Source organism: Alistipes sp. DJF_B185 (genome assembly GCF_964250025.1).
In the GTDB taxonomy this organism is placed as follows: Bacteria; Bacteroidota; Bacteroidia; order Bacteroidales; family Rikenellaceae; genus Alistipes; species Alistipes finegoldii.
Window position 1 is genome coordinate 143,748 of record NZ_CAXUDY010000002.1, and the last position, 14,596, is coordinate 158,343.

The 14,596-nt window shown below is 54.6% G+C and carries 7 protein-coding genes; 1 reads left to right on the forward strand and 6 read right to left on the reverse strand.

From position 1 onward, the window contains the following. Positions 1–294: 294 nt before the first annotated feature. Entirely contained in the window at positions 295–1,401 is a 1,107-nt protein-coding gene (ald, locus tag ACESTR_RS03860) for an alanine dehydrogenase (RefSeq protein WP_373178849.1), read from the reverse strand. Positions 1,402–1,491: 90 nt separating this feature from the next. Beyond that, complete coding sequence (locus ACESTR_RS03865) at positions 1,492–3,942, reverse strand: TonB-dependent receptor (protein ID WP_302270101.1); 2,451 nt, start codon at positions 3,940–3,942, stop codon at positions 1,492–1,494. Between the two features lie 253 nt (positions 3,943–4,195). Here ACESTR_RS03865 and ACESTR_RS03870 point away from each other — a divergent pair, with 253 nt between their 5' ends. Beyond that, positions 4,196–4,810, forward strand: coding sequence for a hypothetical protein (locus ACESTR_RS03870; RefSeq protein WP_227042158.1), 615 nt, complete (start codon positions 4,196–4,198; stop codon positions 4,808–4,810). Positions 4,811–5,489: 679 nt separating this feature from the next. On the opposite strand, the gene ACESTR_RS03875 is transcribed toward ACESTR_RS03870, so the two are convergent. The 4 genes from ACESTR_RS03875 to mobV all read right to left on the reverse strand — a co-directional run bounded on the left by ACESTR_RS03875 (position 5,490) and on the right by mobV (position 14,555). After that, positions 5,490–7,238: a SusD/RagB family nutrient-binding outer membrane lipoprotein gene (locus tag ACESTR_RS03875; RefSeq protein ID WP_014774635.1), complete on the reverse strand. Its 1,749-nt coding sequence runs from the start codon at positions 7,236–7,238 to the stop codon at positions 5,490–5,492. A 19-nt stretch (positions 7,239–7,257) separates the two neighbouring features. Next, positions 7,258–10,290, reverse strand: coding sequence for a SusC/RagA family TonB-linked outer membrane protein (locus ACESTR_RS03880; RefSeq protein WP_018697414.1), 3,033 nt, complete (start codon positions 10,288–10,290; stop codon positions 7,258–7,260). A gap of 459 nt (positions 10,291–10,749) precedes the next feature. After that, the gene (locus ACESTR_RS03885; RefSeq protein ID WP_009599008.1) at positions 10,750–11,490 is read right to left on the reverse strand and encodes a hypothetical protein; all 741 of its coding nucleotides are present in this window, start codon (positions 11,488–11,490) and stop codon (positions 10,750–10,752) included. Between the two features lie 1,625 nt (positions 11,491–13,115). After that, positions 13,116–14,555: a MobV family relaxase gene (gene mobV / locus ACESTR_RS03890; protein ID WP_195559322.1), complete on the reverse strand. Its 1,440-nt coding sequence runs from the start codon at positions 14,553–14,555 to the stop codon at positions 13,116–13,118. Positions 14,556–14,596 lie beyond the last annotated feature (41 nt).

The following is a 14,596-nucleotide window of genomic DNA, read 5'->3' on the forward strand; positions in this document are numbered from 1 at the left end:
GTCCGAATCGGCCCGCCGCACGAACGACGCCCCGCCGGATCGCCGGGCGGACCGGCGCCTTGCCGACGACATACGGGACGGACGGATGCGGCGCGACCGCTGTAGGGAGTGAGTGCACGGCGAAAATCCAGCGGCAGAAGTCTCGCGACGGAAATCGTACGACGGAAATCCAGCGGCAGAAGTCTCGCGGCGGAAATCACGCGGCGGAAATCACGCGGCGGAAATCACGCGGCGGAAATCACGCGGCGGAAATCACGCGGCGGAAATCACGCTGCAGAAATCGCACGGCGGAAACTACAGCGTCAGCGGCTCGTAGTCGAGTCCCCACGCATCGGCGACGGGCTTGTAGACCACCTTGCCCTGCACGATGTTGAGTCCCAGTTCGAGTTCGCGGTTTTCCCGGCAGGCCCGCCGCCAACCCTTGTCGGCCAGCTGGATGGCGTAGGGAAGCGTCGCATTGGTGAGCGCCAACGTCGAGGTATAGGGCACCGCACCCGGAATATTGGCCACACAGTAGTGCAGGATGCCGTCCACATAATAGACGGGGTCCTCGTGCGTCGTAGGCCGCGACGTCTCGAAGCAGCCGCCTTGGTCGATGGCCACGTCGACCATCACCGTGCCGGGTTCCATCTCCTTCAGCATATCGCGCGTGACGAGCTTCGGAGCCTTGGCGCCCGGAATCAGCACCGAGCCGACGACCAGATCGGCGCGCTTGAGCTCCTCGCGGATGTTGTATTCCGAAGACATCAGGGTTTTGACGTTCTTGGGCATCACGTCGGCAAGGTACGTGAGACGCTGCAGCGAAATATCGCAGATCGTGACGTCGGCTCCCGTTCCGGCGGCCGTACGCGCCGCGGCCGTGCCGACCACGCCTGCGCCGATGACGAAGACCTTGGCGGGTTTCACGCCCGGAACGCCGCCCAGCAGAATGCCCTTGCCGCCGCGAGGTTTCTCAAGGAAGTAGCGGCCCTCCTGCGTGGCCATGCGGCCCGCGACCTCGGACATCGGGATCAGCAGCGGCAGGGAGCGGTCGGCCCGTTCGACGGTCTCGTAGGCGCAGCACACCGCCCCGCTGTCGATCATGGCGCGGGTGAGAGGTTCGCTGCTGGCGAAGTGGAAGAAGGTGAAGACCAGCTGGTCCTTGCGGATCAGCCTGTACTCAGGTGCGATCGGCTCCTTGACCTTGATAATCATCTCGGCGCGGGCGTAGACGTCTTCGATCGTGGGAAGCATCTCCGCCCCTACCGCCGTATAGGCATCATCGGCAAAACCGCTGTTCACACCGGCCGAAGCCTGCACATAAACCTTGTGACCCCGTTTGGTCAGCTCCTGAGCGCCGGAGGGGGTGAGAGCAACGCGGTTCTCGTTGTTCTTGATCTCTTTGGGAATACCGATAATCATGGAATTTTGAAGTTTTAATGGTTTTTCGACCTTTAAGTTACGAATTCCATGTCGAAATCCAAAAAAATCGGCCATTTTTTTACTTACGTCTTAAAATCGGTAAGAGACTGTAAGATAGAACGAACGGGGATAGGCATAGGTAAGGCGCGTCGCATGGGGCGCATAGCAGAGCGTGTCGCCCGAACGGATGCGGCGCACGCGCTGCGACTCGTAAGCGCTGTAAACGGTGTCGCCGTCGCCCAGCAGATTGCGCAGGATCAACGACGCCGTCAGCCGCGAACGGTCGAACCAGAAGGTTTTGAAAAGCGCCGCGTCGAGGGTAAAGGCGTCGCCGAGCCGTTGCTGGCGGGTGAAGGCGTCGAACATCTCCCGCGTCGTGCCGCCCTGACGGGCGATCCGCTCGGTGCGCCGAAGCAGCGACGGTTCGACGTAACGCGCGCCGGCGTACCCCGCCGAAGTTTTGAATCCCCATCCTTTCGGGCCGAAGTAACCCAGTTCGGCGCAGGCCGTCAGCTGCGGCGCGCCGCCGGGCGTGCAACCGTTCAAGTGGCTCACGGCACGGGCGTCCACGACCGAATTATCGACGTCGGAGATCACGGTTATCCGCGGGTTGCGGATGAATTTGTAACGCCCCGCAGATGCGGCGAGCGACAAACTCCAACGGTAAGAGAGCCGGATGTCGGCGGCGGCTTCGACGCCGCAGGCCATGCGTCCGATCCGCGTCGCGGCCATGTCGCAGAACACGCCCGCCATGTCGTCGTAGTAACGGCGGGTCTCGACGCCGTCGAACATCGCCAAGAGATAGGCCGAGAGCCGCAGGGTCAGCGTTTCGCCCGTACGGCTGTAATTGATTTCGGCGGCATAACGGCGTTCGGGACAGGGATCGTCGATGACGCGGTTGTTGTACTGCGGCTGATAGAAAAGGTCCGCGGCGTCGGGCAGCACGGCTTCGGCGGCGGCCAACGCTTCGAGGTAACTGCGGGGCGAGAAGGCCCAGCCGGCGGTCGCCCTGAGGGTATAGGGCGTAAACCGCACCCGGCGCGAACGGCCGTACGACTGCGCGCCGGGGAAAAGCTCCTTCTCGTAATACCCGCGGCGGCAGACTGCGGCGGCGCCCAGCGAAAGGACGAGATCGGCGCGGAAGCGGTCGGAGCGGTATTCGGCATGCAGCCGCGCATCGGCCCGGCGCGTCGTCAGCGCATAATCGTAGCCGAACCTGCCGCCCTTGCGGATCGTACGGCCGGGGCGCCGCAGGTCGTTCTGCAAGAGGTTGCTGTAGGTATCGTCGTCCACCAGATACTGGTCGATGTCGGTGATATACTCCGCACCCAGCAGGTCGCGCATCTGCTTGTAATTGCGCGACCGCGCATGGCGGAGAACCAACCCGTAACGCAGTGTCAGCCGGGCGTCGAGCGCAGTCGTAAACAGGGCGCTGAAGTTCAGGTCGCCGAGCCGCTCGGTGCGGTCTTCGAGGGCATAGACGGCATGGCCCGCCGCCATGCGGTTCTGGGCGATCAGTTCGTCCCAGTCGATCTGCGTATAGCGCGCATCATTCGCCCGCCACGCCTGCTCGGTCTCACGGTCGCCGGTATAACCGGGCAGGTAGCGGTAGTTGTCGGGCATCGGCGTGCGTGCGTCGTACCATCCCAGCGCACTGTATTTGCGCGTGCCGTACTCCGCGCTGAAATCGGCGGCAAGCGACGTCGATTGCGAAACCGGCATCCGGTAGGAGAAGACAGCCAGCGGCACGAATTCCCGCCGCACGCGCGAATTGCGGACCTTGCCGTGCTGGAATCCCCATGCGGGGTTATAGAGCCGGTCACCCGTAAGCCGGAACGCCTCTTCGGCCGAGGAGAGACGCGTACCCCGGACCGAGGGCGGAACGATGAGCGTCAGGCTCAGGTTGTGATCGTCGCCGAACCGTTTGGCGGCGCGCAGGCTCGCAGTCAGCGCATTGGTAAAGACGCCTTCGACGTGCATGTCGCGCCCCGTACGGGCGTCGAGAGCCGCCGTGCCGCTCCAATCGCAGCCGAGCGGTTCGGTGACGGACAGTCGCGCCCCGGCCAGATAATTGCGGTCCGTAAAGCTGACGGCGGCATAGCGCGACGCCTGCGGGTAATCGTCGGCAAAACGGAACAAACGCAGGCCGCCGGCACCGCCCGTCGCACCGTCTGCCGCGGCAAGACCGCCATAGCGGACTTCATCGGCCCCCAACAAGCGCATCGCCCCGAAATAGCGCGACGAAAGCGGCACGCCCCCGACCGAAGCGGATTCGTCTCGGTAATTCAGTCCCCGGCGTTTCACGGAGACGTAAGGCAGGTTGAAGGCGGTATGTTCGGCATAGAGGTCGGAAGTCGTCTGCACGGCACGGTAAAACAGCGTCGAGTCGGTCAGCAGAAGCGGCGTACGCTCCTCCTGCCGGGCGGCGTAGGGATAATATTCGTCATCGGGATGCTGGGCCGCGGCACCGCAGACGGTGAGCAGACCGAGCAGCAGACAACCGTATTTCGGGATCATGCGCAGCGACTTTTCGGAATACAAATATAACTAATTTTGTTACTTTCCCAATAAAAAACCGAAGTGTTTGCAGCAGCGATGTTCAGACTGATGGTATTTGACGCCGAAAAGGACGGTTCGATAAAAAATAATCAATTTATTATTAGTTTGTTTCAATTTATTTTATTATATTGCTCATAAAGTTAATGAATAGCTTGTATAATATTCACCACCCACTTACACTTATTTCCTATGAAAAAAACTTTCAGGATTCCGAAAAAGCTTCTTCGTAGCCTTTATGGTTGCAGGTAGTGGATTGCTTTCGAGCAATTGCAGTAATGACGATCTGACCGTCGATCGGACAGTTCCGGATGACGTGGTCGCAACAAGATCCAGTGCATTCCATTGGACCTGTCCAGATTCCAAATGCGGATTCGATCTAAATGCGGGTTGGCAAAGTCATTGTGGCAGACCCGGATGTAAAGAAGAATACAGCGATAGTCACGGTATTTTGATTCTCACATTTGCCGATTACATTAAGAACACCGTAGGATTCGACACGGGAGGAGGTGGTGGTGCGGGATTTGATTATAACCGAATCGAATTACCTAATGGAAAATTTCCGAAATTCGCACCGGAGCCGTGGTACGAGATCCCCTGTGCCATGAAGTATTACAACGAACTTAGAAATTCCTCGCAATACAGACTGACACCGGGCTATGCAGAAGCAGTCGAATACGCATGGTATCGGACCGTGCGGATTCTCTATCCTAAATACCACAATTCGACAACCGTAGAAAGAGAATACACAAGATTTCTACTCAACGAAGGGCGAAACTTAACGGGATTTAAAGGTTCGGGGATACTTGATGCCAGCGAAGCCGCCGTTAAAGCGTTTGCAACGTGCAGATAAATGTTTTTTAAGCTGCTCAATTATTATTGAGCAGCTTTTATTATTTTAATAAATCAGTTGATAAATATATCAATCTGACAAACAGACTTTTAAGAAGATTTTACAGGGGTTTTAGTAACGATTTGGAGAATGTGCGAAATTCGCTACTTTGCGTAATCATCTTGTCAAATAACCCTTGTCAAAAACAAAGGTAGGAATTTTCTTTGAACTTGCAAAAATATTCGATTTAAGTGCTAAATACAAAACGAAGGCACGAGGTTATGAGCCTCGTACCTTCTTCCCTTTTATTTCTTGTTACCGTGTTAGATGGCTTTGATGACGAATGGGCAATAAGATTAAAATGGTTTTCTGCAAATTACGAAAAATAATTGATATATAGCCTATTTTCCGGTAATAAAAATGTAGCGACGGTGTTTCACAACTCTGTCGCTACCGCTACAACTAAAACAAGTTTTTAACCTTAATTTTTATCTTCATTACAAATGAATACAAAATAGTTGATATTTGCAAATCATCTGTCCGTTTCCGGTACGAGCCATTCGGGGGCATGAAAAAATGGTATGCCGCATGATAGTGGTCGGAAATGCGCCGGAGCCCGATTCGGATGTGTCGGATGGAAAAAAGGACTCCGTCGTATAACGACGGAGTCCCGGTTTATGAGTGAAACGGATCGGCGGGGTTAGAAATTGCCTTTGTCCTTGCGGTCCCACCACAGACGGGTGCCACCGGTGTCGCCGTCGCCTTTCACTTCGGAAGATTCAGCCTTCAGCAGCTGGATGGCATTGTTCACCTCGACGGTGTTGGAGCTCAGTTCCGTTTCGTTGTACAGCAGGCGGCGCGGGCCGAGCTGCGTGTCGATGATCGAGGGGGCCAGATTTTGCTTCGGACGGAAGAGTTTGGGGTAGCCCGTGCGGCGGTAATCGGCCCACGCTTCGGTCGAGAGCGGGAAGTTGGCGATCCATTTCTGGGTGATGATGCGTTCGAGCTTTTCTTCATTCGAAGCGCCTTCGTCCCACTTCACCGTGATACTGGTGGTCGGATCGGAGTTGTATTCCGGCTTCCACGGGTCCGTATAACCCTCAGGTGAGGAGGTATCGTCGTTGATGTAGCTGCTGATAGCCGCATCGTCGATAGCCGCCCAGTCGGGGGCCGTCAGTTTCTTCTCGGTCCATGCTGCCGCGGCGTCGGACTGTCGGTAGCTCTTCTGGTTGCGGATGGAAACCTCGATACCCTTTTCATAGAGTTCCTTTACGCTCTGCTGCCCGGCGTCGGTCCAGCGAAGTTTGGCTTCGGCGCGCAGGAACCAGCCTTCGGCGGCGAACATGATGGGCTGCGGCGTCGCATATCCGCCGGCCAGAAACGAGTAGTAGACGCGCTGGTTGTCGTTGCCGCCGTTCTTATTGCCCAATTCGCAGCCTACGGGAACTCCGATGTATTGCGCTCCCTTGCGGATCAGGATGTCGCTTTCGTTGTATATGTCCTCGTTGTTCTGGTCTTTCTCGCCTGTCGGTTCGGCGGTCTCCTTGACCAGATGGCGGACGTTGGTGGTGAAATAGAGCGGGCGGCGCGGGTCGTTGTAGCCGTTCATGAACGCTACGATCGACGAACCGATGCCCGAATCCAGCCAGTCCATCATGCGGCGCAGTTCGTTCGAGTAGGACTTGTTGATAAGGATGTCCTTGTCTTCGAGGACTCCGGCCTGAATGGCTTCCTTGGCGTATTTTTCAGCATCGACGGGGTTTACCTTGACGATGCGCAGCGCCATGCGCAGCTTGAGCTGGTTGGCGATCTTCTTCCAGAGCGTGCGGTCGCCGTTGCACCAGCAGTCGAACGATGCGAGACCTGCGGTCTCCGTATCCAGTCCTTCGAGCGCTTTGTCCAGCTGTGCGAATATCGCCTTGTAGATATCTTCCTGTTTGTCGTAGGCGTAGCTGCTGGGGCGTTCGGCCAGTTCGTCCGCTGCGAGGACCGACGAATAGGGAACCGGGCCGTAGGTGTCGGTATACTGGAGCAGGTTATACGCTTCGACGATGCGGGCTACGGCTGCGAAGTCATGCTGTCCGGCGGCGTCGCACTGTTTGATCAGCCGGCGGGTGTTGTTGAATATTTTCTGCATGAAGTTCTCGTGCATGCCGCCGCAGAACCCGCGGGCGAGGTCGTAACGCGCCATCGTCCAGTTGCTGTGCGGCACCTCGAAATAACCGCCGTAGTTGTCGATCGACAACGAGGTCCAGTACTGGAACAGGTTCTGGTGGGTGGGGTAACTGAACGAGAGGGGAGTGGAGAACTGCGCTTCGAACGGCAGTTCTTCGGGGTCGATCTCGTAGGGATTGGTGTTCAGTTCTTCGAAATCTCCCGTACAACTTCCCAACAGTGCGAGGGGAAGCGCCATTGCGGTAACGTTTCTAAGAATATTCTTGAGTTTCATAATGTGTAAACGCTTTTGATTAGAAATTCAGTTTCACGTTCAGACCGAAGCTGCGCGTGGTCGGCAGGTTGAAGACATCGAAGCCTTGCAGGCCGTTGCCCGTACCCATCGACACGTCGGGATCCATCGGGGCGTCTTTGTAGAAGAAGAAAAGGTTGCGGGCGATGAACGCAAGGGTCAGGTTCTTCGACTGGCCGAACAGGTTACGGAAAGTGTAGCCCAGCGAAATCTCGCGCATACGGACGTTGGTCGCGTCGTATACGTAATCCTCGACGTTGTAGACCGAGTTGAAGCTTGTCGCGCCCACCACGTCGTAGTAAGCCTTGACGTTCGAGAATTTGATGCCCTCGCGCATCACGTAGCCGCGGTCGCGCGCCCGGCCCGTGCGTTCCGATACGCCGTATCCGTCGAGTGTGGCCTCGGTCATCGAAACGACCTTGCCGCCGATGCGGAAGTCGATGAGCATGCTCAGTGTCAGGTCCTTGTAGCGGAACGTGTTGTTCCAGCCCATGTTCCACTTCGAGTTCATGTTGCCCATGTATTTCAGGTCGGAATTCTGCTCGCCGCCGTTTACGGGGATCTGGTAGTCGGCGCCTTCGGGGGTTTCCGTCACCAGTTTGCCGCTCTCGTCGCGTTTGAGCGTGCGGACGTAGAGGTCGCCATACTGGCCGCCTTCATAGAGGATCACTTTGGCGCCGCCCAAGTTGGAGACCGTTACGCCGTCTTGGATACCGTCGAAAAGCTCGATGATCTTGTTGTCGTTGTACGAGAGATTCAGATCGGTGGACCATGTGAATTCATTGCCGAAGTCTTGGAACCAGCCGGCCGTCAGTTCGAAGCCTTGGTTCTGGACGTTGCCCGCATTGACGAACTGCGATTTGTAACCGCTCTCCCACGGCAGCGTCACCTCGAAGTACTGGTTCTTGGTGTTGGTCTTGTAATAGGTGGCGTTTACGTGCAGACGGTGCTGGAAGAACTCTCCGTCGAAACCGACCTCGAACGAGTGGGTCTTTTCGGGTTTCAGCGTGCGGAACGGCACCGATTTGGGCGGGTTGATGGCGCCTTGGTCGCCGTAGGTATAGCGCGGATTGGTCTTGTAGACGGGGACGTCGTTGCCGACGATGGAGTACGAACCGCGGAATTTGAACAGGTCGATATTCCGGCCCATGTCCACGAAACGGTTGAGCAGAAGGCTGGCGCCCACCGAAGGATAGAAGAACGAGTAGCCGTCGGTGTAAGCGAGGGCCGACGACCAGTCGTTACGGGCCGTCACGTCGAGGAAGAGCGCCTCTTTGAAGCCGAACGTGACAGCTCCGAAGACCGAGTTGAGCCGTTTGCGCTCCAGTCCCATGGTCGTGCCGTTCTTGTAGAAATTCGACGGGTTGAAGATGTTGGGATAGTAGGCGCCGCCGTTGCCCGGAGCGACGAACTTGCTCTGCTCGTAGAGCAGGCTCACGTTGTTCGAACGTGTCTGCATCATGCTGGTGCCGAGGGTGGCGTTGAGCGAGAAATCGTCCCACGTATGGTTGTACTGGGCGAGCAGGTCCGCATAGAGCTGTTCGCTGAAGTAGCGGTTGTCGTCCATTTTGCCGTAGGTGTATTTATTGCCGTAGGACGACGCGTAGTGGTTGCGTACGTAGTGTTCGTCGGCGCGCTCGTAGCGCATGCGGCCCGTGAGCGAAAGTCCGTCGATGATCTGGTATTTGATCGATCCGCCGAATTCGTAGCGGTTGCGTTCGACGACGGGGCGTTCGCGGTTGAGCAGCCAGTAGGGGTTGCTGTTGGTCTCGTCGGTGGTAGTCACCCAGTTCTGGACGTTGGCGTTGAGCTCGCCGTTGTAGGTCTCGAAGTTGCTTTTGTAGCCGTTCCAGTCGCCGCCGCGCGGGAAGGTGTAGGTGCCGACGAGCGGGTTAAAGACGAAACCGCCGGCCGGCTGGTTCGAGATGTGCTGGTTCACGTATTTGGCGTTGAAATCGACCTTGATGTGGTCGTTGAAAAGGTCGAAACCGACTTTGGCGTTGAGCGTGTGTTGCGAGTAGTCGTTTTCAGGGGTGATGCCGCCGGATGTTACGTTGCCGTAGGAGAAGTAGGCTCGCAGGTCTTCGGCGCCGCCGTTGATCGAGATCGAGTTGTTGGTCGTCCAGCCCGTACGGAAGAACTTCTCGGCGTAATCGGGAGCCTTCGACGCGAGTTTGTCGCCCCAACTGTATTGGCCGTTCGCCCCGTATGTGTTCTGGAATTCGGGCAGCGAGAGCGGGGTGTCAATGGTCGTGTTGCTCGATACGTTCACCGCCAGACGCCCTGCCATGGCCGATTTGGTCGTGATCATGATGGCGCCGTTGGCGGCTACCGCACCGTAGAGGGCGGCGGCCGACGCGCCTTTCAGCAGGGAGATCGAGGCGATGTCGTCGGGGTTGATCGTAGACATGGCGTCGCCGCCGTCGCGCTGGGCGCCCCAGTTGCTGTCGACCTGATCGGACGTGATGTTCATCATCAGGGGGACGCCGTCGACGACGACCAGCGGCTGGTTCGAGCCGTTGATCGACTTGTTACCGCGGAAGAGTATTTTCGACGATCCGCCCGCGCCCGTCGAGTTCGGGGTAATTTGCAGACCGGCGGCCTTGCCCTGCAGCGCGTTGATCATATTGACCGACTTGATGTCGGCCACGTCATCGCCGCCGACCGTTTCGGCAGCATAGGAGAGTGTTTTCGACTGACGTTCGATACCCATGGCAGTCACTACGACTGCGTTCAGCTGGTTGGCGGTCGTCGTCATCAGGATGTCCAGTGTCGTCTGACCTGTGTAGGTCACCTCGTAGGGGTCGTATCCTACGTAGGTTACTTGCAGTACGTCGCCGGGCTGCAACCCTTCCAGACGGAATTTGCCGTCCATGTCGGTTGTCGTTCCGCGCGTCGTGTTCTTCACAATCACCGTTGCTCCGAGAAGCGGCCCGGAGTCGTCTTTGATCAGGCCTTCAAGGGTGCTGCCCCCCCCCTCCTGCGCGTAGGAACGCAGAGCGGTAGCCGGCGCAATGAGGCAAAAGGACGTCATCAGAGCAAAGCAGATGAAAAGTGCTCGGTTGGTTAATTTCCTCATAAATAAGTGGGTTTTAGTTGAACAAGAGTAAAGATTCCGGAGTGACGCCGTATCTTTGGTTTGATAGAAAAAGCAGTGTTATAGCGGCATATTTTAATGTTAAAAAGTAGTGTTATGAAATCAAAGATAAATATATTTTAATTAAATATCAAATTATATATTAAAAAATAATACGTGAAGTTCAGTATGTCCATAATGATATTTCGATTGTTTATTTCATTATAAATATATTGAATTTCAGCAAAATACACAAATGTCTTTGTATAAATTTTACGCATGATTTATTCGTGTTATGTTAAAAATATTAACGGACGTTATACGGATAATCATATTTGCAAATTATTCTCGTTGTTATATTGAAAACCATCTCCGCTAATTGGTGAGGAGTACTCTGCGTTTTCCGATGGTTTACGCCTAACTTTTTACGCTTCGTGTCGGCACGAATTTCTTTCGACTGATCCTCGTCCTCGGTTTTTTGGCTATGGGCTGGATTTCGGCAGACACTTCGGCTTTAGGCTTCCGCCCCCGCCTTTTTGGAGGCACTACCTGCAGGCAGTCTATGGCTTTCAGCCGCTCGTATTCCTCGCGCAACTCGTCGATGATCCGTCGGTTGTTGCTTGCAATACAATCGCGCAGGAGTTTTACATCTTCGCGGCTGAATCCGTAATGTTTAATCGTTTCGCGCGTCAGTTCGAAGGGCGCGTTTTCCAGAACCGCCCGACGGCACAGATAAGCCAACAAATGCGGATATTCCGTTACGAAAATTTCTACCGTCAGCTCCTTGCGGCTCGTAGCGCAGAAACGCTCCTCCCCGTTGAAAGGGTTCTCCATCAATTCCCATTCGGGAAACTTCGTGGCCCATTGCTCGCGAAAAAAATAGGCATTGAAATTAACCCGGAAAGAATCGATGCGGCTGTCGAAGTTTTCGTAATTGTCGTTAAACTCCGCAACTGAAAATGTCTTTTCGTCGGGATGGCTTTCTTCATCGTCCAGCGTAATCCAAAATACCGATTTCGGAGCACCGCACAAGATTGCATAGACAAAATGCGCCTTCTTTTTCAGATCATCGAAAAATTGCCGGATGTCGCTTTTGCGGATGTCGCAATCCAAACAGTCTTGAAGCAGATTCCCCAGCGTATAGGATTTTTGTGGCATGGTTCAGTAGTTATGGGTTTATAGAACAATTCTTAAACGTACGCAAAGGTTATAGGCACTTCGAGAATACAAAATAAAGGGACGACCGAATTGTAATTGCAATAAAATAACGATTGTCTGTTAACTAATCGTGGTTGGTCATCCCTTTTTCTATTAAAAAGACAATGCCAAATACGTTAGGCGATGGTTGTGTGACAGTGATGATGTAAGTCCGTATCGAGTTTCGGCATTGCATTTAACAAATATCTTAAATTATTGTGAGAATACAAAATATATCGTAAAAAAACAGGTGCGGAAACAGTAAAGTCAGTAGTGGGAAAATATGAAGCTAAGATTCGAGTATCCCGCACCCGTTATCGTAAAATTGAAGTATCGAAAAAGAGGGGCGGTAACGGACTGGTACGCCTCACACCACGATAAACGAAAAAGAGCATCCTTCGGCTTATCGTTTCCGTCCGCCCCCTCGGCTTCCGAAACGCGAGCCTATGGAGGCAGGAGATTTCGGAAGCATTGTTACAGAAAAAGCAGGAACCGCAACGGACTTACTTGACATGATAGCTACATCACTTCCCTTGTCACTCTCTTTTTTAGCGGTTCCTGCATGATGAAAAACGGGTGCGGGACTGTCGATGAAAAAAATAGTGACGCAACTTCGACATGAAGAATTCCAATGTCCCGCACCCAGTTCGGAGAACGGCCCGCCGTTACCAGATTTAGGTGCCTTTAAAGCGGGATTATTATCGACGGCGAGCGTTCTCGTTACAGCGAATGACGGCGCCCCACCCCGCACCGACCGAGGGTCGGCGGAACGTGATTCTTTCCGATTGGGAGTATATGGCCGTAACATCGTATTATTAAGGGTTCGTTATTAAAATCCTCGTTCCGGCCTAAACACATAAAAAAGCACGGAACGCAGGTACAGCCCCAACGGTCGGCCTTGCGAGCCTTGGATTGGTAACTGCCCTTACGCCCGTGCCCGCCCACGGCACAAAGCCGCAGGCATGACAAGGGTTTCAGACAAATTTTACACCAATCCTAAAACCTATTATATCGCTATAATAGTCGCAAGTTTACCGCTGGTATAAAGGTTGTCCTAACCTTATGAATATGTTACGGCTATGGCGCCGTTTTCATCCGCAAAGGTAACATATCTTTTTCAATTTTAGTTATGCGACCCGACTGATGCCATAAAAGAATGACGAAACGTGAACCCGGCTCTGAAGAACCCCGCTGTCCTTTACAAGAAAGGTATGCGGCTTGCGTTACTTACGCTGCGTAGGTCGTAGGAAACCCGTCTGACTTCGTAACACAAGAGGCCCACGCCCGTCAGGTGTAGTTGCCTTAAATGTACTGCCCCGTCAAGGCGTGGTACGACCCGACAAGGACTCTCTTGTTGCCGCAGACTGTAAATTTCCTACGTTTACGCAAACAGCAACGCGATTCACGCCTTTACAGCGGATCGCTTGTCCCAAAGGTAGCACAAAAAATTCGAATCCGCAATATGTTGCGGGCACTTTTTGTGCCGTAGGGTTTATGCCGCCCGAATAGCCCATGTTCTGGCTTTAACGGAATACGCCGTCCTAAAACAACAACGGGACGGCCTTTTGGTTCCGTCCCGCTCGTGGTTACATCTTCATCCCGCGCCTTTGCTCCGTTTGTTCGATGTCAATTCCTATCCGCTCGTAAAACTCCTTTCGTTGCTGTCTGAACCACTCGTCGCAGTCCTTTCCGTTTATGGTGAACTGGAACCCGCTCGGCCCGTCCTTGTCGGGTTTGAATTGGAGAATGACATCGTTCGCCCGAAACGTATGATTATACCTTATCGAATGCAGCTCGCCCGTATATCTGTAAGGTTGCATCGTAAACAACGCTTTGGTCCGCTCCTTGTCCAACCCGACATCCTTGCAGTAATTTTCCCATTTCAACAGCCCCTTTACATAGGGACATAACTCATCGACACGCATCAAGGCTTTTATGACTTGTTGTGCTTCCTGTTTAAGGTTGGCCACCTCTTTATCGTGTCCGGCCTGCATGGTCTTGATCTCTTGTTGCAGTTGCCCGATGCACTTATCCTTGTCGGCAATTACCCCTTGCAAATCTGCAATCTGTTTTTCATACCTCGCGGGCTTGGGGTCGTGGAACAACGCTCCGATCCTTTCTACGGCTTTCGTCGTGGCATTCACGGCCACGCCTTTGAGTTTGTCGGTCTTGATCTCCCGCCGCGTCTGTGCCAACTCCGTTTCGGCTTTTGCCAGTTCTTCTTTCTTCTTCCGCCGCTGTTCGTCGATAGCGTTGCAGTCTGTCTGTGCGGCTCGTTGCTGTGCTTGGAGTGCGGCAATGTCTACCGTCAGCGTTTCTTTTTGTCCGATCATCGCTTCGATCTGTTCGGCCATTTCATTTTTACGGACGAACACCTCGCGGTAATACTGCTGCGTGGATATATGTTTGGCTTCCGAACCGTCGATGCCGCGTTGCAGTCCGTATTTGGCCATCGCTTCGGCATAGGTGGTCTGATAGGCTTTGAGTTTGTCCCGTGCCATCACATCGTCGGCACATAGGCGCGGGCGGTCTTTCTTAGTGCGGTAGGTTCTCTTTCCGCTTTGGGCGTTCTTCTCCCGCTCCAGCTTAGCCTTTCTGCGTTCGCCCCGTGTGATCGGCACGACGGTCGCGTGGATATGCGGCGTCTTCTCGTCCAGATGCAGGACTGCCGACACGACGTTCTCTTTTCCGAAGGTCTTTTGCAGCCAGCCGCAGGAATCCTTGGCCCATGCGTCCAACTGTCCGGCCTGCCGGATGCGCTTCATATCTTCGGGGCTTCCGGAGAGCATGACACGCAGGGCCCTCACTTGGTTCTTTCCGATCTTGCGTTCCAGTCCGGCGTTATCCAGCCGGTGCTGGATCGCTTCGGTGCGGTTGGTAACATCTTTGGGAAATTCGATTAACTCTTGGTTCAGGTAGGTAAGTGTCGTTATGACGTTGGCGGGTGTTATTCTCCGCTCGACGTGTCCCGACATGGCGGCATCCGTTCCGGCCGCCTTTTCGATATGCAATACGACATAGCCCATAGCGGTATAGTTTCAGGTGGTTTGGATAATCTGTTCTCGGC